At 58.9% G+C, this 15,814-nt stretch carries 17 protein-coding genes; 4 read left to right on the top strand and 13 right to left on the bottom strand.

The window, feature by feature from the left end; all coding sequences use genetic code 11:
- Nucleotides 1-351: 351 nt before the first annotated feature.
- The gene (gene uspA, locus ACRDD5_RS01550) at nucleotides 352-789 is read right to left on the bottom strand and encodes a universal stress protein UspA (protein WP_271266014.1); all 438 of its coding nucleotides are present in this window, start codon (nucleotides 787-789) and stop codon (nucleotides 352-354) included.
- A 281-nt stretch (nucleotides 790-1,070) separates the two neighbouring features.
- Here uspA and uspB point away from each other — a divergent pair, with 281 nt between their 5' ends.
- Nucleotides 1,071-1,406 carry a universal stress protein UspB gene (gene uspB, locus ACRDD5_RS01545; RefSeq protein WP_106995298.1) on the top strand — a complete coding sequence of 112 codons (336 nt, stop codon included), beginning with the start codon at nucleotides 1,071-1,073 and terminating at the stop codon, nucleotides 1,404-1,406.
- A 56-nt stretch (nucleotides 1,407-1,462) separates the two neighbouring features.
- On the opposite strand, the gene pitA is transcribed toward uspB, so the two are convergent.
- Nucleotides 1,463-2,962, bottom strand: coding sequence for an inorganic phosphate transporter PitA (pitA, locus tag ACRDD5_RS01540; RefSeq protein WP_271282658.1), 1,500 nt, complete (start codon nucleotides 2,960-2,962; stop codon nucleotides 1,463-1,465).
- Between the two features lie 228 nt (nucleotides 2,963-3,190).
- On the opposite strand from pitA, the gene ACRDD5_RS01535 reads away from it, so the two are divergent.
- The 3 genes from ACRDD5_RS01535 (at nucleotide 3,191) to ACRDD5_RS01525 (ending at nucleotide 6,085) form a co-directional block, all read left to right on the top strand.
- Entirely contained in the window at nucleotides 3,191-4,387 is a 1,197-nt protein-coding gene (locus ACRDD5_RS01535; RefSeq protein WP_438675705.1) for an NAD(P)/FAD-dependent oxidoreductase, read from the top strand.
- Nucleotides 4,388-4,480: 93 nt separating this feature from the next.
- Complete coding sequence (locus tag ACRDD5_RS01530) at nucleotides 4,481-4,879, top strand: potassium channel family protein (RefSeq protein ID WP_271282656.1); 399 nt, start codon at nucleotides 4,481-4,483, stop codon at nucleotides 4,877-4,879.
- A 180-nt stretch (nucleotides 4,880-5,059) separates the two neighbouring features.
- The gene (locus ACRDD5_RS01525; RefSeq protein ID WP_271282655.1) at nucleotides 5,060-6,085 is read left to right on the top strand and encodes a TerC/Alx family metal homeostasis membrane protein; all 1,026 of its coding nucleotides are present in this window, start codon (nucleotides 5,060-5,062) and stop codon (nucleotides 6,083-6,085) included.
- Nucleotides 6,086-6,138: 53 nt separating this feature from the next.
- Here the strand turns inward: ACRDD5_RS01525 and ACRDD5_RS01520 are convergent, their stop codons facing one another.
- The 11 genes from ACRDD5_RS01520 to ACRDD5_RS01470 form a co-directional block, all read right to left on the bottom strand.
- Nucleotides 6,139-6,801 (bottom strand): HAD family hydrolase, encoded by a 663-nt coding sequence (locus ACRDD5_RS01520; protein ID WP_271282654.1) that lies wholly within the window; start codon nucleotides 6,799-6,801, stop codon nucleotides 6,139-6,141.
- Nucleotides 6,802-6,892: 91 nt separating this feature from the next.
- Nucleotides 6,893-7,687, bottom strand: coding sequence for an SDR family NAD(P)-dependent oxidoreductase (locus ACRDD5_RS01515; RefSeq protein ID WP_438675704.1), 795 nt, complete (start codon nucleotides 7,685-7,687; stop codon nucleotides 6,893-6,895).
- Between the two features lie 58 nt (nucleotides 7,688-7,745).
- The gene (gene acpT, locus ACRDD5_RS01510) at nucleotides 7,746-8,327 is read right to left on the bottom strand and encodes a 4'-phosphopantetheinyl transferase AcpT (protein ID WP_438675703.1); all 582 of its coding nucleotides are present in this window, start codon (nucleotides 8,325-8,327) and stop codon (nucleotides 7,746-7,748) included.
- Nucleotides 8,328-8,329: 2 nt separating this feature from the next.
- Nucleotides 8,330-9,559 (bottom strand): beta-ketoacyl-ACP synthase, encoded by a 1,230-nt coding sequence (locus ACRDD5_RS01505; RefSeq protein ID WP_271282651.1) that lies wholly within the window; start codon nucleotides 9,557-9,559, stop codon nucleotides 8,330-8,332.
- A complete protein-coding gene (locus tag ACRDD5_RS01500) occupies nucleotides 9,556-10,287 on the bottom strand; it encodes a 3-ketoacyl-ACP reductase FabG2 (protein WP_271282650.1) in 732 nt (243 codons plus the stop codon). The genes ACRDD5_RS01505 and ACRDD5_RS01500 overlap by 4 nt, the downstream gene beginning before the upstream one ends.
- A complete protein-coding gene (locus tag ACRDD5_RS01495; protein ID WP_438675702.1) occupies nucleotides 10,284-10,757 on the bottom strand; it encodes an ApeP family dehydratase in 474 nt (157 codons plus the stop codon). The genes ACRDD5_RS01500 and ACRDD5_RS01495 overlap by 4 nt, the downstream gene beginning before the upstream one ends.
- Entirely contained in the window at nucleotides 10,754-11,920 is a 1,167-nt protein-coding gene (locus ACRDD5_RS01490; protein ID WP_438675701.1) for a beta-ketoacyl-[acyl-carrier-protein] synthase family protein, read from the bottom strand. Before ACRDD5_RS01490 ends, ACRDD5_RS01495 begins: the two co-directional genes overlap by 4 nt.
- Nucleotide 11,921: 1 nt before the next feature.
- On the bottom strand, nucleotides 11,922-12,503 hold the full coding sequence (locus ACRDD5_RS01485) for a DUF3261 domain-containing protein (protein ID WP_438675700.1): 582 nt from the start codon (nucleotides 12,501-12,503) through the stop codon (nucleotides 11,922-11,924).
- Nucleotides 12,500-14,821, bottom strand: a complete 2,322-nt coding sequence (locus tag ACRDD5_RS01480; protein ID WP_438675699.1) for an MMPL family transporter — start codon at nucleotides 14,819-14,821, stop codon at nucleotides 12,500-12,502. The genes ACRDD5_RS01485 and ACRDD5_RS01480 overlap by 4 nt, the downstream gene beginning before the upstream one ends.
- Nucleotides 14,790-15,395, bottom strand: coding sequence for an outer membrane lipoprotein carrier protein LolA (locus ACRDD5_RS01475; protein ID WP_271282645.1), 606 nt, complete (start codon nucleotides 15,393-15,395; stop codon nucleotides 14,790-14,792). The genes ACRDD5_RS01480 and ACRDD5_RS01475 overlap by 32 nt, the downstream gene beginning before the upstream one ends.
- Complete coding sequence (locus ACRDD5_RS01470; RefSeq protein ID WP_271282644.1) at nucleotides 15,392-15,814, bottom strand: acyl-CoA thioesterase; 423 nt, start codon at nucleotides 15,812-15,814, stop codon at nucleotides 15,392-15,394. The genes ACRDD5_RS01475 and ACRDD5_RS01470 overlap by 4 nt, the downstream gene beginning before the upstream one ends.

Genomic DNA, 15,814 nt, shown 5'->3' with positions numbered 1-15,814 from the left:
CTGGCTACCCGGGCTCCCGGCAAGAAAATCGTCGCTACGCGATACCCTCAGCTTATTCCTTCCGGCTTCGGGTCGGGCGCGATCCTACATCCATGTAGGTCACGCCCTCTCGGCGCATCCATGCGCCTCGCCCCGGCCTCCAGGAAACGCTTCGGCGATTTTCAGCCGGACCAGGGTATCGCTGTAAGTGATTTATTCTCTTGTCGTTATTCCGTTGCTTTAAGATTAAAAATTACTGGGGATTGGTCAGCCCACAGGGAAAGGGAACAAACATTAAAAACGGCAACCTGGTTGCCGTTTTGCATTTGCCTCGTAGGCCGGGCAAGCGCAGCGCCGCCCGGCAAGACACACTTACTCGTCTTCTTCGTCGCGCAGCGGCACAATCAACATATCCACGTGGACGGTGTTGATCAGCTGACGCGCTGACGACATCAGCTTGCTCCAGAAATCCTGGTGATGACCGCAAACCACCAGATCCATATCGTATTTCTTAATTGCATCGACCAGCACCTGGCCGAGGTCACCGCTGCCGCTCAGGGTCTCCGTAATCGGATAACCGGCATTGGTGGACAGTTCGCTCAGGGCCTGATGTGTCTCTTCGGAGATGCGCTTTTGCATATCGCCAAGATTGACGTCGATAAGGCCGGTATAGAGATCAGAGTAATTAACGTCCACGTGAATCAGGGAAACTTTCGCATTGTACGGACGTGCCATGGATACGGCTTTATCAACCAGCACTTTGCTCTCCGGGGAGAGGTCAACCGCGATGAGAATGTGTTTATACGCCATAGTGTTACTCCTTCCTTAAGTGATCGATGACCCATGCGTGTAGCAGTTGTCTGTGCATTCATTACGGCCCAGTTGAACAAAATTTTCAAGCACTGGAGTTGATAACGAATAACCATGTGGCAAAAAAATTAACGGATCTCCTACACTATTGAATAAGCCGGTCGGATATTAAAATGTGAAACCGATCGGTTTTTGTGTCTCTCTTTCACTGAACCGTCTGTCAGGGCATGGGTGCGGTAGTCCCGGGGCATTGCTCCGTGGGCGGACGCCGGGGAGGAAGTATGATTAGCACCGTCGCATTGTTTTGGGCGTTATGTGTGGTTTGCATCGTGAATATGGCGCGTTATTTCTCATCTTTGCGCGCGCTATTAGTGGTACTTCGTGGCTGCGATCCGCTGTTGTATCAATATGTAGATGGGGGCGGCTTTTTCACCTCGCATGGACAGCCCAGCAAACAGATGCGCCTGGTATGGTATATCTACGCCCAGCGCTATCGCGATCATCATGATGATGAATTTATCCGTCGCTGCGAGCGTCTGCGCCGTCAGTTTATCTTGACCAGCGCCCTGTGCGGCCTGGTGGTGGTGAGCATGGTTGCTCTCCTCATCTGGCATTGAGCACAAAAAAAAGCGGGCCAGTTTCCTGACCCGCTTTTCTCTTTCTCTGCCTGCGATTACAAGAACTGCAGGGAGATCCAGTACAGTCCGCCTGACAGCAGGATGGACGCCGGAAGGGTGAAGACCCAGGCCATCAGGATGCTGGTGACGGTTTTGCGTTGCAGACCACCGCCATCAACCAGCATGGTACCTGCCACGGATGATGAGAGGACGTGGGTAGTCGACACCGGCATACCGGTATAGCTTGCCAGACCGATAGATACAGCGGCTGTCATCTGCGCGGACATACCCTGCGCATACGTCATGCCTTTCTTACCGATCTTCTCGCCGATAGTCGTTGCGACGCGACGCCAGCCAATCATCGTACCGATACCCAGAGCCAGCGCGACCGCCATGATGATCCAGATTGGCGCGTACTCAATGGTATTCAGCATGTCGACTTTCAGCTTCTTCAGCAGACGCTTGTCGTCAGCGTTGACTTCAGGCAGCTTGGCCACCTTGTCAGTCACATCCGAAATGCACAGCATGATGCGGCGCAGCTGGCCACGTTGCTCTACGGACAGTTTGTCGTAGCTTTCGATATCCGTCAGCATGCCTTTGGCACGTTCCAGCGCATTGACTGCGTTAGCCGGGTGACAATGGAACTCGCCAGGTGCAGTGGTTGCGCCCGCTTCCGGAGACGGGATCAGCTGATCCACACCGGTCACTTTCTTCAGCAAATCGGGACGCTGTTGGAAGTAAGTTTCCACGTTGTTGACCGCATCACGGGTACGGGTAATTTCGTAGCCGGAGGCATTCATATTCACCACGAAGCCCGCAGGGGCCACGCCAATCAGTACCAGCATGACCAGACCAATGCCTTTCTGACCGTCGTTCGCGCCGTGAGAGAAGGCCACGCCGATAGCAGAAATGATCAGGGCAATACGCGTCCAGAATGGCGGCTTTTTCTTGCCGTCTTTCTTTTCACGCTCAGCAGGCGTCAGGTGGATACGGGCGCGTTTTTTGGTACCGCTCCAGTAACGACGCAGCAGGAAAATCAGCCCCCCTGCAACGACCAGACCGACGATCGGAGAAATAATCAGGGAACCAAAAATACCGATGACTTTAGGAATGTTCAGCGCATCAACCACCGACGTACCGGTCAACAGCGCATTGGTTAAACCAATACCGATGATGGCGCCGATCAGGGTGTGAGAACTGGATGCCGGCAGGCCGAAATACCAGGTACCGAGGTTCCAGATAATTGCAGCAAACAGCAAGGAGAACACCATAGCAAGGCCATGGCCGGAGCTGACATTCAACAGTAGATCCGTTGGCAGCATATGCACGATGGCGTAGGCTACGCTCAGACCTCCAAGAAGAACGCCAAAGAAGTTAAACACCGCCGCCATCACCACCGCAACTTGCGATCGTAAAGCACGTGTGTAGATTACGGTTGCCACTGCGTTTGCAGTGTCATGGAAGCCGTTGATTGCTTCGTAAAACAATACAAAGACCAGAGCAAGCACTAGTAATAGCCCGGTATGTAAATCCAGGCCGGCAAACAAATGTAGCATAGGACGTTACGCCATCTTGAGGACATGAACGCGGCGCATTATCCAGGACAAATGCGCAACGGGCAAAGTGAAATATAGACTTTTTTTCAAATCCCTACCTAACTTAGCGCGGTAGTAAAACAATTATATTTTATATTTCAAGTAAATAAATATGATCATGGATAATGCACTGGTGCGATTCTTGATGAAACTTTACAATTCGCGCCCTTAAAACAAGAGGATCGAGACGTGGAAAAGTATGATGCCATTGTAATTGGCGCCGGTGCAGCGGGATTATTCTGTGCGGCGATGGCCGGACAGGCGGGGCGCCGGGTTCTGCTGCTCGATAACGGCAAAAAGGCGGGCCGTAAAATCCTGATGTCGGGCGGCGGGCGCTGCAACTTTACTAATCTTTATATCGAACCCGCGGCCTATCTCAGCCAAAACCGCCATTTTTGCAAATCTGCCCTTGCACGCTACACCCAGTGGGACTTTATCGACATGGTGGGCAAGCACGGTATCGCCTGGCACGAGAAAACGCTGGGCCAGCTTTTTTGTGATGATTCCGCGCAACAAATCGTCGATATGCTGCTGGCGGAGTGTGAAAAAGGCCAGGTTACCCTGCGATTACGCAGCGAAGTGCTGGATGTGGCCCGTGACGAGACGGGATACACCTTAGCGCTGAATGGCGAAACGGTGAGCACCCCCAATCTGGTGATCGCCAGCGGCGGGCTCTCGATGCCGGGGCTGGGGGCAACGCCTTTCGGCTATAAAATTGCCGAACAGTTTGGTTTGAAGGTATTACCGACCCGCGCCGGGCTGGTGCCGTTCACGCTGCATAAACCGTTGCTGGAACAGCTGCAAACGCTGTCTGGCGTCTCGGTGCCGTCGGTGATCACCGCCGAAGACGGGACGGTGTTCCGGGAAAACCTGCTGTTTACCCATCGCGGCCTGTCCGGCCCGGCAGTGCTGCAAATTTCCAGCTACTGGCAGCCGGGTGAGTTCGTCAGCGTCAACTTAGTGCCTGACTGCGATCTGGAGAGCTTCCTCGACGCGCAGCGTGCGGAGCATCCTAACCAGAGCTTGAAAAACACGTTGGCGATGCAACTGCCGAAGCGGCTGGTGGAGTGTCTGCAGCTGCTGGGTCAAATCCCGGACGTGTCGCTGAAGCAGCTCAACAGTCGCGATCAGCAAACGCTGGTGGAAACGTTGAGCGCCTGGCGCGTGCAGCCAAACGGTACCGAAGGGTATCGCACGGCGGAAGTGACGCTGGGCGGCGTCGATACCCATGAACTCTCCTCACGCACCATGGAAGCGCGTAACGTGCCGGGGCTGTTCTTTATCGGCGAAGTGATGGACGTTACCGGTTGGCTCGGCGGCTACAACTTCCAGTGGGCCTGGGCGAGTGCATGGGCCTGCGCACAGGAGCTGACGGTCAGAGGATAAAAAAGCGTTATCAGGCGTTATCGTCAGAAGCAGATCCGCTATGCTTCAACCATTGCGCCTTCCTCACTGCCTGCGGCTCTGCGAGTACCCGATATGCTGCTTTTGAGCGTGACAACGTTGATCACCCTGACGGTCATCATTCATTCGACGTGGATGTTTATCGTCCTCAAGTACATTAACCTCGGCGTTGAATCGGTGATCCGCATTGTCTGCCGCAATGTCGCCATCGTCATTTCCGTGCTGTTTGCCCATCTGATTGAAGCCAGCCTGTTTGCCGGATTTTACTGGTACGTCAAGGCGCTACCGGACTGGAATACCAGCTTCTACTTCTCGCTGGTCAGCTACGCCACCGTCGGGTATGGCGATGTCACCCTGCCGGAGCACTGGCGGCTGGTCGGTGGGGTCGAAGGGTTGGTCGGGGCGCTGATGGTCGGCTGGTCGGTCGCGGTGCTGGTGGCCGTCCTGCAGCGCCTGCGTGGCATGAGCCAATAAACCCCCCACCCGCCGATGGCAGAACCGCATTGATGTGAGGTAAAATGCACAACCTTGCGCGGGTACAGCCTGCGCCGGGTTTTACTTCTTAAGGGGAGAAGACTGCCGACAGTCCCCTCTTTTCTTCACTGGCTTCGCCAGTCTGCATGGTTTGTATTTTGTCTTCTAAAAGGGTTGTGTATGGCATCTGCTCATCTCGGTTTCCCGACGGAAACCGTTGTTGTCTTTGTGGTTATGGCGGTAGGGGCGATGTTTATCGACCTCTTTATGCACCGTCACAACAAACCGATTTCGCTGAAAAGCGCGTCGCTCTGGTCGATCTTCTGGGTCATGACCGCGATGGCCTTCGCCGGGTTCCTGTATGTTCACCACGGTGCGGAAGTGGCAAGCCTGTTCCTCACCGGTTATGCGCTGGAAGAGGTGCTGTCGGTCGATAACCTGTTCGTGATGATGGCGATCTTTGCCTGGTTTGGCGTGCCGGATCAGTATCGTCATCGGGTGCTCTACTGGGGCGTGATTGGCGCCATCGTGTTCCGCGGGATTTTCGTGGCTATCGGCACCAGCCTGCTGAGCCTGGGGCCGTATGTCGAAGTGGTCTTTGCCCTGATCGTGGCCTGGACGGCGGTGATGATGCTCAAGCGCGGCGAAGAGCAGGATGCAATTGAGGATTACTCCCAGCATCTGGCGTACCGGGCGGTAAAACGCTTCTACCCGATCTGGCCAAAAATCACCGGCCACGCTTTCCTGTTAAGCCAGAAAGAGGTTGATGTAGAACTGGCGAAGCCAGAGAACCAGGACGTAATGGTTGGGCGGGTGAAGAAGGCGAAGCGCTATGCCACGCCGCTGCTGCTCTGCGTGGCGGTGGTTGAGCTGTCAGACGTGATGTTTGCGTTTGACTCGGTGCCAGCGATTATCGCCGTCAGCCGCGAACCGCTGATTATCTACAGCGCGATGATGTTCGCGATCCTCGGCCTGCGTACGCTTTACTTCGTGCTGGAAGCGCTGAAGCAGTATCTGGTGCATCTGGAGAAAGCGGTGATCGCGCTGCTGTTCTTCGTGGCGTTTAAGCTTGGCCTGAATGCTACGGATCACTTCTGGCATCACGGCTATGGCATCGGTGCCACGGCGAGTCTGTTAGTGGTGCTGGGCGTGCTGGCCGCCGGGATTGTGGCGAGCCTGCTGTTCCCGGGTAAACGCGAAGCCTGATGGCTTTTGCGGGGATGTAGGCCGGGTCAGGCGAAGCCGCCGCCCGGCGCATTTTACAGCTTGATCGGCGAATTACGGCGCGCGCGCGGGTGATGGAAATGACGCCAGTGCGGATCCTGTGCCGCGGCCAGCAGCTCATGATCCCCGCGCGTATCGCCCCAGGCGCGCAGATGGTAGTTCGTCAGGCTGCCGTAAACGTGTTCCAGCCTTGAGACCTTCTGCCCGCAGCGGCAGTTATGGCCGGTGATCCGGCCGGTCAGCTTGCCGTTTTTCACTTCCAGCTGGGTGCCGATAAGCTTAATGCCGAGCTTGTCGGCAAACGGCTGCAGCACCAGCGCCGGTGACGCAGAACAGATCGTCACTTCGGCCCCGGAGTTCACTTCCGTCGCCACCGCAATCACGCCTGCCGGGCGCATCAGCCTGGCCCAGTATTTTTCACAGAACAGATCCGCCTGCTGGCGCAGCCAGCGCTCATCCACGCCGGTCAGGAAGGTCTTGATCAGCACCTCTTTAAGCTCGTCACGGGTCAGCTTACGGCGCACGCAGTGCAGCGTGGGCAAGGCCATCCGCACCAGACGGCCGGCAAAATAGCGTTTACCGAACGCAAAGCGTAAGAAAGGGATAAAACTGTCGTGATGCGTCAGCGTGCCGTCAAAATCAAAAACAGAAAGCACACTGGATTTTGCTACTGCCTCATCGGCAATCATATTGGTCATAACGTGATCTTAGCTGGAAGACATATTCTGCCCGTCAGTTTACCTGCTTTGAGGCCAGATGCCACCCGCCAGAGGGCGGGCGGCTTGCCCGCTAGATAATATCGTCTATTACGCCGCCATCGACGCGCAGCGCCGCGCCGGAGGTGGCGGAGGCCTGCGGTGAACAGACGTAAACCACCATGTTTGCCACCTCATCGACCGTGGCGGCACGCTGGATCACCGAGCTCGGGCGATGAGCCATCACAAACTCTTTCGCCAGCGTCTCCAGCGATTTGCCGGTTTTCTCGATCTCGTCTTTCATCATTTCGGCAAAGCCGTCAGACATCGTCGGGCCGGGCAATACGCTGTTGACGGTGACGCCGCTCCCGGCGACAAATTTCGCCAGCCCGCGTGCCAGCGACAGCTGGGCGGTTTTGGTCACCCCGTAGTGGATCATGTCCGCCGGGATGTTGCAGGCCGACTCCGAGGAGATAAACACCACCCGGCCCCAGCCTTTTTGCACCATGCCGGGCAGCAGGGCGCGGGACAGGCGCACCCCGGACATCACGTTGGTTTGCCAGTAGTTATCCCAGGCCTCGTCGGCGGTGGTGTAAAAATCTTCGGGTCCGTAGATCCCGGCGTTGTTCACCAGGATATCGACGTCGGACGCCACTTTCAGTAGCGCTTCCACGCCTTCAGGGGTGCTGAGATCGGCAATCGCCGCCCGCAGTTGACTGCCGGGCAGCGATTGCTGGAGATGCTGAATGCCCCGGTTGACCGAGTCGATGCTGCGCCCGTTGAGGATCACCTCTGCGCCGCTCTCCGCCAGCCCTCTGGCGATAGCGAAGCCGATACCGCCGGTGGAGGCGGTGACCAACGCTACTTTTCCCGTAAGATCGATTTTCATGGTCTGCTCCATGTTGTTAGCAAAGTCAGACCATTAAGCGTAGCAGGTGGGAAAAAGGTTACAGCAGGCGCAGAGCATCGTGATGAAGCGTAAACGGCGTCGGCGTGCAGACCGCCAGGCTGAGCGCACCGTACTGACAGTGGCTGATGCTCAGTGCGGAAGCAAAGGTGCTGTCGATACTGACAATCTGCCAGGCGCTGCCGCCGCGCTGTTTAACAATCGCCTCTTTGCGCGTCCAGATGCGCCAGAACGCCGCCAGCTTGTCTTCGGGCGTTTCACGTTCCAGTTCATCGTGCTCGGCCACGCTAAAGACCGCATTGGCCAGCGCCTGCCAGTTGTCGCGTGGGCGAACCACTTCAATGTCGCAGCCCACTTCGCCTTCATCGCTCAGCAGCAGGGCAATATCATCCCCGCTGTGGCTCAGGTTAAACCAGTACGGATGAGCATCGACGAACGCGGGTTTGCCCTGTTCGCCAAAGACAATGTCCGGCACCGGAGAAGGAGACAGCGCCCGGGCGAGCAGAGTCCGTCCGGCCAGCCAGGGAAGGCGACGCGCGCCCTGTGGTGCCTGTTCGGCCAGCGCTGACGCCAGAGGGTCAGCGCTGAGAGTAGAAATCTTTCCCAGTAGAAACTGGTACATAGTCACGCCCAGCGTTTAATGATAATGGAGGTATTAATGCCGCCGAACGCGAAGTTGTTGCTTTGCAGATATTCGCAGTCAATATGACGGGCTTTCCCCATAATATAATCTAATGCGCCACATTGCTCATCCGGTTGTCTTAAATTCAGGGTCGGGGCAAACCAGCCCTCGCGCATCATCTGCACACTCATCCAGGCTTCCAGCGCGCCGCAGGCCCCGAGCGTATGGCCAAAATAGCTCTTTAACGATGAAATCGGCACGTTGTCGCCGAAAAGCGCGGCAGTGGCCTGGCTTTCGGCAATATCGCCCCGGTCGGTTGCCGTGCCGTGTGCGGAAATGTAGCCGATCTCACGCGGGCTGAGTCCGGCTATTTTCAGCGACTTCTCCATGCAGATCAGCATGGTTTCCCGCTGCGGCTGGGTGATATGCGCCGCGTCGCAGTTGGTGGCGAAGCCCACGATTTCACCGTAGATCGTCGCGCCACGCGCTTTCGCATGCTCCAGCTCTTCAAGAATCAGTGTCCCGGCACCTTCGCCAATCACCAGACCGTCGCGCTGTGTATCAAACGGTGACGGGGTGAGTTTCGGCGCGTCGTTGCGCTGGCTGGTGGCGAACAACGTATCGAACACTGCCGCTTCTGACGGACAGAGCTCTTCTGCGCCGCCTGCGACCATCACCGTTTGATAACCGTGGCGAATGGCTTCCCAGGCGTAACCGATCGCCTGGCTGCCGGAGGTGCAGGCGCTGGAGGTCGGGATCACCCGCCCGCGCAGGCCGAAGAACAGCCCGGTGTTCACCGCTGTGGTATGCGGCATCATCTGCACATAGGTGGTGCCGGTGATGTTACTGGTGTGTTTTTCGGTGAGCATGGTGGCGAAGTCGCTAACCGGACCGGTGCTGCCGGTGGATGAGCCGTAGGCAATCCCGGTTTCGCCGTGGGTGAGTACCGGATCGTCAATCAGTCCGGCCTGCGCCAGCGCCAGCTCGGTGGCGCGGGTCGACATCAGCGACACCCTGCCCATCGAGCGGATGCGCTTGCGGGTGTAGTGTTCCGGCAGGGCAAAGTCATCGACTGGCGCCCCCAGCAAGGTCTGAAGACCGTCATAAACCGCCCATTCCGGCATTTTGCGCACGGCGTTTTCATATTGCAGTAAGCGTGCCGCAACCGACTGCCAGTCCTCACCGAAGGCGGTGACGCCACCCATGCCTGTAATCACCACGCGACGCGTCATAGCATGCCCCCATTAATGGAAATGACCTGGCGGGTGACATAGCCCGCAATATCAGACATCAGATAGCTGGCCAGCCCAGCGACTTCGTCCGCGTGGCCCATTCGTTTCATTGGGATGATGGCCATCGCCTCTTGCAGCGCGGCCTCTTCCATCTCGATCATCCCGGTATCAATCAGCCCCGGTGCGATGCAGTTGACGGTAATTTTGCGCTTCGCCAGCTCAATCGCCAGCGCTTTGGTGGCACCGATAATCCCCGCTTTCGCCGCGCTGTAGTTCACCTGGCCGCGATTGCCCATCAGCCCGGAAACGGAAGACAGGGTGATGATACGCCCGCCCGAGCGTCGGCCAATCATCGGCATAATGCAGGGGTGGATGACGTTATAAAAGCTGTCGAGATTGGTGTGGATCACGCTGTCCCAGTCGTCGTCGCTCAGTGCCGGGAAGGCGCCATCGCGGGCGATCCCAGCGTTACTGACCACGCCATACCAGGCGCCAAAGGTGGCGATTTCCTGCTCCAGCACCTCGCGGCACTGCTCCCGGTTGCCCACGTCAAACGACAGCACGCGGCCACTGCCGCCCGCCTGTTCGATGGCGCTAAGGGTGTCCTGTGCGCCTGCGGCGTCACGGTGATAATGGACCCCAACGGTAAACCCATCAGCAGCCAGTTTCATGGCGATGGCCCGGCCAATGCCTTTGCTGGCGCCGGTAACCAGAACGGAACGACTCATGCGCGTGCTCCCTGATTAAAAAGCGAGGTTAACTCTTCGTGGGTGGGCTTAAAGGTATTGACCCGGCCGGTTGCCAGCGTGCAACCGTCGGCGGTGATAGCACATTCGAAACTGCCAAAGCGTTCATCCTGCATCAGCAGTTTGATGCTCACGGTTAACAGACTGTTGGCCGGGAACTGCCCTGCTGCGCACACCAGTTCCCGGGCGCCCAACACCATGCCGAGCGTGATGCTGCTGCGCCCCTGCTGCTGACGATGCCAGCCAGACCAGACGCCCACGGTCTGGGCCATCAGCTCCAGCGCGTACCAACCCGGCAGGCAGCCCTCAGCATTCAGGAAGGGGGCCAACACCCCCTGGCCGCTGACCGTTACCCGGCAGACAGCCGCCTCTTCGCTAACGCTTTCCACCGACTCCAGCAGCAGCATCGGCGCGTCGTGGGGCAGGTAGTCGCCTGGTGGTAAATAACTCATGACACTCTCCCCAGCAAGATGCTGACATTATTGCCGCCGAAGGCGAATGAATTAGACATGATCGTCGCTTTTTTCAAGGCCACAGGCTGATGCAGCAGACCGCAGGCGGCGAGCCTTGGATCGGGCGCATAACGGTCGAAATCCTGGGCAGGCAGCGGCAGGTCGCGGGTCAGAATCAGCCAGCTCAACGCGGCCTCGGTGATCCCCGCCGCCCCCAGCGTGTGGCCGGTCAGATGCTTGGTTGAACTGCAGGGTACGGTGTCGCCAAACAGGTCATGCACCACCTGGGATTCAATCCTGTCGTTGAGCGGTGTCGCGGTGCCGTGCAGGTTGATGTAGCCTACCTCGTCCGGTTTTATTCCCCCGTCGTTCAGGGCCTGAGTCATGGCGTGGATCGCCCCTTCGCCCTGGGGATGCGGGGCCGAAATATGGTACGCATCGCTCGACTCCCCGACGCCCAGTAACGCCACCGGCTGCGGCTCGCGGGTCAGCACCATCAGGGCGGCCGCTTCGCCAATGGTGATGCCCCGGCGATCGCGGCCAAAGGGCTCGCACAGGGTGGTGGACAGCGATTCAAGGCTGTTAAAGCCATTGACCGGCATCCGGCTTAGCGTATCCGCCCCGCCGACAATGGCGATATCCACCAGCCCGGCGTCAATCAACCGTCGGCCGCTGATGATTGCCCGCGCGCTGGAGGAGCAGGCGGTCGAGAGGGTATAGGCCGGGCCTTCCAGCGTGAGCCAGCTCGCCAGAAAACGCGACGGATCGCCCAGCTCCTGCTGGGAATACTGCCAGTGAAGGCTGGCTTCGCCGTTCTGCGTCAGGCGCACATGTTCATCACCCTCGTCGAGCCCTGAGGTACTGGTGCCCAGCACCACGGCAATGCGTTCCCGACCGAAACGGGCAATGGCGTCGTCCACGGCAGACTGGATCTGCGCCAGCGCGGCCAGCAGCAGCTGATTATTGCGCGTGCGGTGCGCAGCATAGCTATCCGGGATCGCCGGTAAATCACCCTCGACGCCCCCCAGCACCGCATCCTGGTTCTGTAACCAGCCGCGGCGAATACGCATCCCGGGTGCAACGCCGCGCGTCAGATTAGCGGCAATCTCGTCAGGTCCGTTGCCGAGCGCGTTGACCAGGCCAACGGCAGAAATGTAGATCATCTCAGTCACCCAGATATTGAATGGTGATGTGGTAATTAAAGACGTGCTGTTCGATGCTGATCGGCGCGCGCTGACCTTTACGCTGCAGGTAAACCACCTCCGTCACCAGCGTGCCGCGGGCATTGCGCAGCTCGCGGCGGTCGCCCTTGTCCTGCAGCGTCCAGCCTTTCGGCAACTGCGGCTGCCAGGCGCTGATGGGCCAGTGGCTGAGCATCACGTCCGCCAGCACCTGGCTGGCCGGAGGCAGCTGCGGCACAACAATCGACTGTTCAGTATGGATCCCCGTTTGATCATAGGTGACAAGGAACAAACGAATTCCTACCGATGACAGTCCGGCCAGGGTAATTTTATGCCCGTCGGCATTCAGCATCACCAGCAGCGACTGGGTTTTGCCGTTGAAACGGCCGGTCAGCAGCTGCTGCGAATTGAGCGTCGGGGTGATGCCCGGCGCAGGCAGCGTCACTTTGGTGCCGGGCTGCAGCCACGCCTGCGGGCGAGCAGCGTCGGTATTCTGCGTGGATGAACCACAACCCACCAGCAACAGCACGCCGATCAGGGCGATGGCACGGTATAAAGGCCTCATCGTGTTCTCTCTTTTTTAGTCGGCATCGCCAGCGGCGCCAACAGGAAGGCGGTAAAAATACCGCTGACCAGCACCACTCCAAAGCTGCTGATGGCCTGGGTAGTGCTGAATACCAGCATGCCGAGGGTCAAAATCGTGGTCAGCATCGCCAGGGTGATCGCCAGCATCGAGGTCAGCGGCGTGCCGCGCGGGTTGCTGAAAAACAGGGTGTAGTTGATACCGATCCCGAGCACCAGCACCAGCGCCAGCAGCGAGAACAGATTCAGCGGATGGCCCGTCACGGCCAGCGCCGCCAGGCCACAGCCCAGCGACAGCACCGACGGCACCAGACTTATCAGCCCTTTGCGCCAGCCGAGGCGCAGCATTGCCCCGCAGGCGATCACCGCTAACGCGACAACCAGCAGCCCGGTCAGCACCGTGCGATAGAGGGCAAACAGGCTGTCAAAGCTCGCCTTGCGATCCACCCACACCACGCCCGGATATTTGTCGGCCAGCGCCGCCAGGGCGGGACTGTTGTTGACCCCATTGACCGGTACCAGTACGCCGCTTTGCCCGTCGGGGAGGGTCAGCCACAGCAGCCGCCAGCCTTCACTGGCCGGGCTGGCAAGCCAGGCCTCAACCTGCACCGGCATGGCGTTCAGATCGGCTGAAATCGTTGTCATGCCGGCGCGTTGCAACACTGTCGTTACCGCCGGGACCCCGCTTTTTAGCAGCGCCAGATCGCTTTCCTGCCTCTTCAGCGAGTTCAGCGGCAGGGTGCGCCACGACGTCAGGTCACCCGCCTGCTGCGCCCGGGCCAGCGCCGGGGTAAAGGCCTCCAGCCGCTCCAGAGTTTGCTGGGCCGAGACGCCATGCACCACGAACCATTTCTGATCGACGCTCTGCCCGGTGAGGGCGGTGATGGCTTTTTCCTGCGCCAGAATATCCTGCGGCAGCGCCTGCAGCTGGGCGATATCGTCATCGATCCGCAGGGTGGCCATACCCGCTACCGCCAGCAGCGCCAGCGCAACCGGCAGACCCACAGACAGACGCCTGTCGCGCCGCCACGCCGCCAGCCAGCGCAGCATCAGCACCCTTGCCGGGACCGGACGCACCGGCAGGCCGCGACACAGCCACGGATGCCAGAAAATCACCGTCAGGCACGAGGCGCTGAGCCCCACGGCGGCGAACACCGACAGCTGACGAATCCCCGGGAACGGCGCCAGCATCATGATCAGATACGCCACAACCGTGGTCAGCAGCGCCAGCAGCAGGGCATTACGCACCTTCGCCAGGCTCTGCCAGGGTGAATCCTGCCCGCCGTGAACCATTCGTTCGGTCAGGTAGTAGAGGGTGTAATCCGCGGAGATACCGATGATGCTCATGCTCATCACCAGCGTCATCAGGTGCAGCTCGCCAAACAGCAGCAGCGTCGCCACCGTGCCCGCCAGCGCGCCTGTGGCGATAGAGATCAGGCACAGCGCCAGCGGACGCAGGGAGCGGAACACCGCCACAATCAGCAGGACAACCCCCAGAATAGTGGCGACGCCAAGGGTCGAAATATCCCGTTTCGCCTGCTGGCTGGCGTAATCGCTGTAAAATACGGTGCCGCGCGACAGCAGCTGTGCCTCGGGATACTGCGCTTTCAGCTGGCCTTCCAGCCCGTGCAGCGTTGTCACAAGTCTGCTGGTTTGCTGCATATCGAATGACGAACCGGTCAGCTCGCCATGCAGCAGATACCAGTAGTTTCCGGCCTCATCTTTCGTCACCAGCCAGCCGTCCATCAGCTGCAGCTTCTGGCTGTTTTGCGCAAGCGCCAGCTGCGAGCCACGCATCAGCATCAGCGGGTCGTTTTGCAGCTCTTTGCCGCTGACGCCGGAGAAGGCCGAATAGAGCTGGGACAAAATCCACTGCGCCTGCGCTTCACCGCCGTTCTGCAGGCGCGCGCGGGTAGCAGAGTCGATCAGGCCGTTACGGTGCTGCCAGAAAAATTCTCCCCACGCCTTCTGCCCGGCAGCGTCCATCGGGCCTTTGACCTCATTCAGCGACGACGAACCCTGCAGCAGTGTCAGCCACTGCTGTGCCACCTGCGGATCGGCTTTTTTGCCGGGGCTGACCAGCCACACCAGCTGGCGGTCGAGGCGCTGCATAAAACCGTCGTTCAGCGCCGGGGGGATCGCCCCGAGGGTCTGTTTGGGCAGCATCGCCAGTACGCTGCTGTTCAGCCGTGCACCGGGCAGGAGCGACAGCAGCACCCCCAGCAGGATCAGGCAGGTCAGCAACCACAGCAGCGCCGGACGGCAGCTGTTATGGTGCGGCAAAGCGTTGGCGTTCGGCATCGGTCAGGCTGGCGGGCGTCAGTTGGTGGTGGGAAAGGGCGATTTGGGTGCGGTCGCCCTGCTTATCGTTCAGCACAATCGATTCCATGTAGGCTGCGCCACCCAGATCCAGCGAGGTAAAAACCTTATCCAGCGGGGTGGTGGTTGGTGTCAGCATCAGCGACCAGCGGCCATTGCCGAGATCCTTAAAATCGATGCGGAAGTTCTCCTCCAGCACCTTGCGATCTGCCTGGAACAGGGCGCGCAGCAGATGGTTAAACTGGAACATCTGCGGGTTGTTTTCCGCGGTGATGGTCTGCGGCGGCTGGCCGTTAATGGTCTGCACCATTCGTTTGTCATCCAGCAGCAGCAGCATCGGGAAGGGTGATTTTTGATCCCACAGCAGGCCGTCGTCGCGGGCGATCAGCATCTCGCCGCTGGAGCGCAGCGGCTGGGGCATATCCTTAATGGTGCGGGTCTGCTCAAAGTGGGCGCGCACCACCGGTTGTTCGGTAAAGCGCTGCTGCAATTCGTCCAGCGTCACGGCGCTGACCCACGGGCTTGCCAGCAGGGCAAGCAGCGGTAACCACTTCATGGTGTCACTCCCATACGCTCAAACAGGATCGCCGGGCTGACAAAGCACAGCTCGCGGCTCATCTCTTCAACGGCCACCTGAATGGTGTAGCCGGTGGTGGTCCGTTTGCCGCTGGCGGCGTCGAAAATCTGATAGGCAATGCGCAGGCGATTTTCAAACTCGTCAATATGGGCGCGGACGCGGATCCGCTGTTCGAAGGTGAGCGCCTCCCGGTACTTCACCCGGGTGTCTACCACCGGCCAGACATAGCCGGAGGCTTTCATCTGGCGATAGCCGTAATCGAACTGATTCAGCAGCGCCTCGCGGGCAATTTCAAAATAGCGGAAATAGTTGCCATGCCAGACCACGCCCATCATATCGACGTCGTGAAACGGGACGGTCAACTCAACCTCGGTGGTAAAGCGGGGATCGGTCAGCAC

This window comes from Silvania sp. (assembly GCF_051656365.1).
GTDB lineage: Bacteria > Pseudomonadota > Gammaproteobacteria > Enterobacterales > Enterobacteriaceae > Enterobacter > Enterobacter hatchlandensis.
Note: the sequence above shows the minus strand (reverse complement) of the source record. Positions and strands in the feature narration are given on the sequence as shown.

Bases quoted from the DNA above. Each gene is read 5' to 3' on its own strand.
- ACRDD5_RS01490 (WP_438675701.1), bottom strand. From the start codon at position 11,920: ATGATCTACATTTCTGCCGTTGGCCTGGTCAACGCGCTCGGCAACGGA.
- ACRDD5_RS01505 (WP_271282651.1), bottom strand. From the start codon at position 9,559: ATGACGCGTCGCGTGGTGATTACAGGCATGGGTGGCGTCACCGCCTTC.
- ACRDD5_RS01475 (WP_271282645.1), bottom strand. From the start codon at position 15,395: ATGAAGTGGTTACCGCTGCTTGCCCTGCTGGCAAGCCCGTGGGTCAGC.
- ACRDD5_RS01480 (WP_438675699.1), bottom strand. From the start codon at position 14,821: ATGCCGAACGCCAACGCTTTGCCGCACCATAACAGCTGCCGTCCGGCG.
- ACRDD5_RS01520 (WP_271282654.1), bottom strand. From the start codon at position 6,801: ATGACCAATATGATTGCCGATGAGGCAGTAGCAAAATCCAGTGTGCTT.
- ACRDD5_RS01525 (WP_271282655.1), top strand. From the start codon at position 5,060: ATGGCATCTGCTCATCTCGGTTTCCCGACGGAAACCGTTGTTGTCTTT.
- uspA (WP_271266014.1), bottom strand. From the start codon at position 789: ATGGCGTATAAACACATTCTCATCGCGGTTGACCTCTCCCCGGAGAGC.
- ACRDD5_RS01485 (WP_438675700.1), bottom strand. From the start codon at position 12,503: ATGAGGCCTTTATACCGTGCCATCGCCCTGATCGGCGTGCTGTTGCTG.
- ACRDD5_RS01515 (WP_438675704.1), bottom strand. From the start codon at position 7,687: ATGAAAATCGATCTTACGGGAAAAGTAGCGTTGGTCACCGCCTCCACC.
- pitA (WP_271282658.1), bottom strand. From the start codon at position 2,962: ATGCTACATTTGTTTGCCGGCCTGGATTTACATACCGGGCTATTACTA.
- ACRDD5_RS01530 (WP_271282656.1), top strand. From the start codon at position 4,481: ATGCTGCTTTTGAGCGTGACAACGTTGATCACCCTGACGGTCATCATT.
- ACRDD5_RS01495 (WP_438675702.1), bottom strand. From the start codon at position 10,757: ATGAGTTATTTACCACCAGGCGACTACCTGCCCCACGACGCGCCGATG.
- ACRDD5_RS01500 (WP_271282650.1), bottom strand. From the start codon at position 10,287: ATGAGTCGTTCCGTTCTGGTTACCGGCGCCAGCAAAGGCATTGGCCGG.
- uspB (WP_106995298.1), top strand. From the start codon at position 1,071: ATGATTAGCACCGTCGCATTGTTTTGGGCGTTATGTGTGGTTTGCATC.
- acpT (WP_438675703.1), bottom strand. From the start codon at position 8,327: ATGTACCAGTTTCTACTGGGAAAGATTTCTACTCTCAGCGCTGACCCT.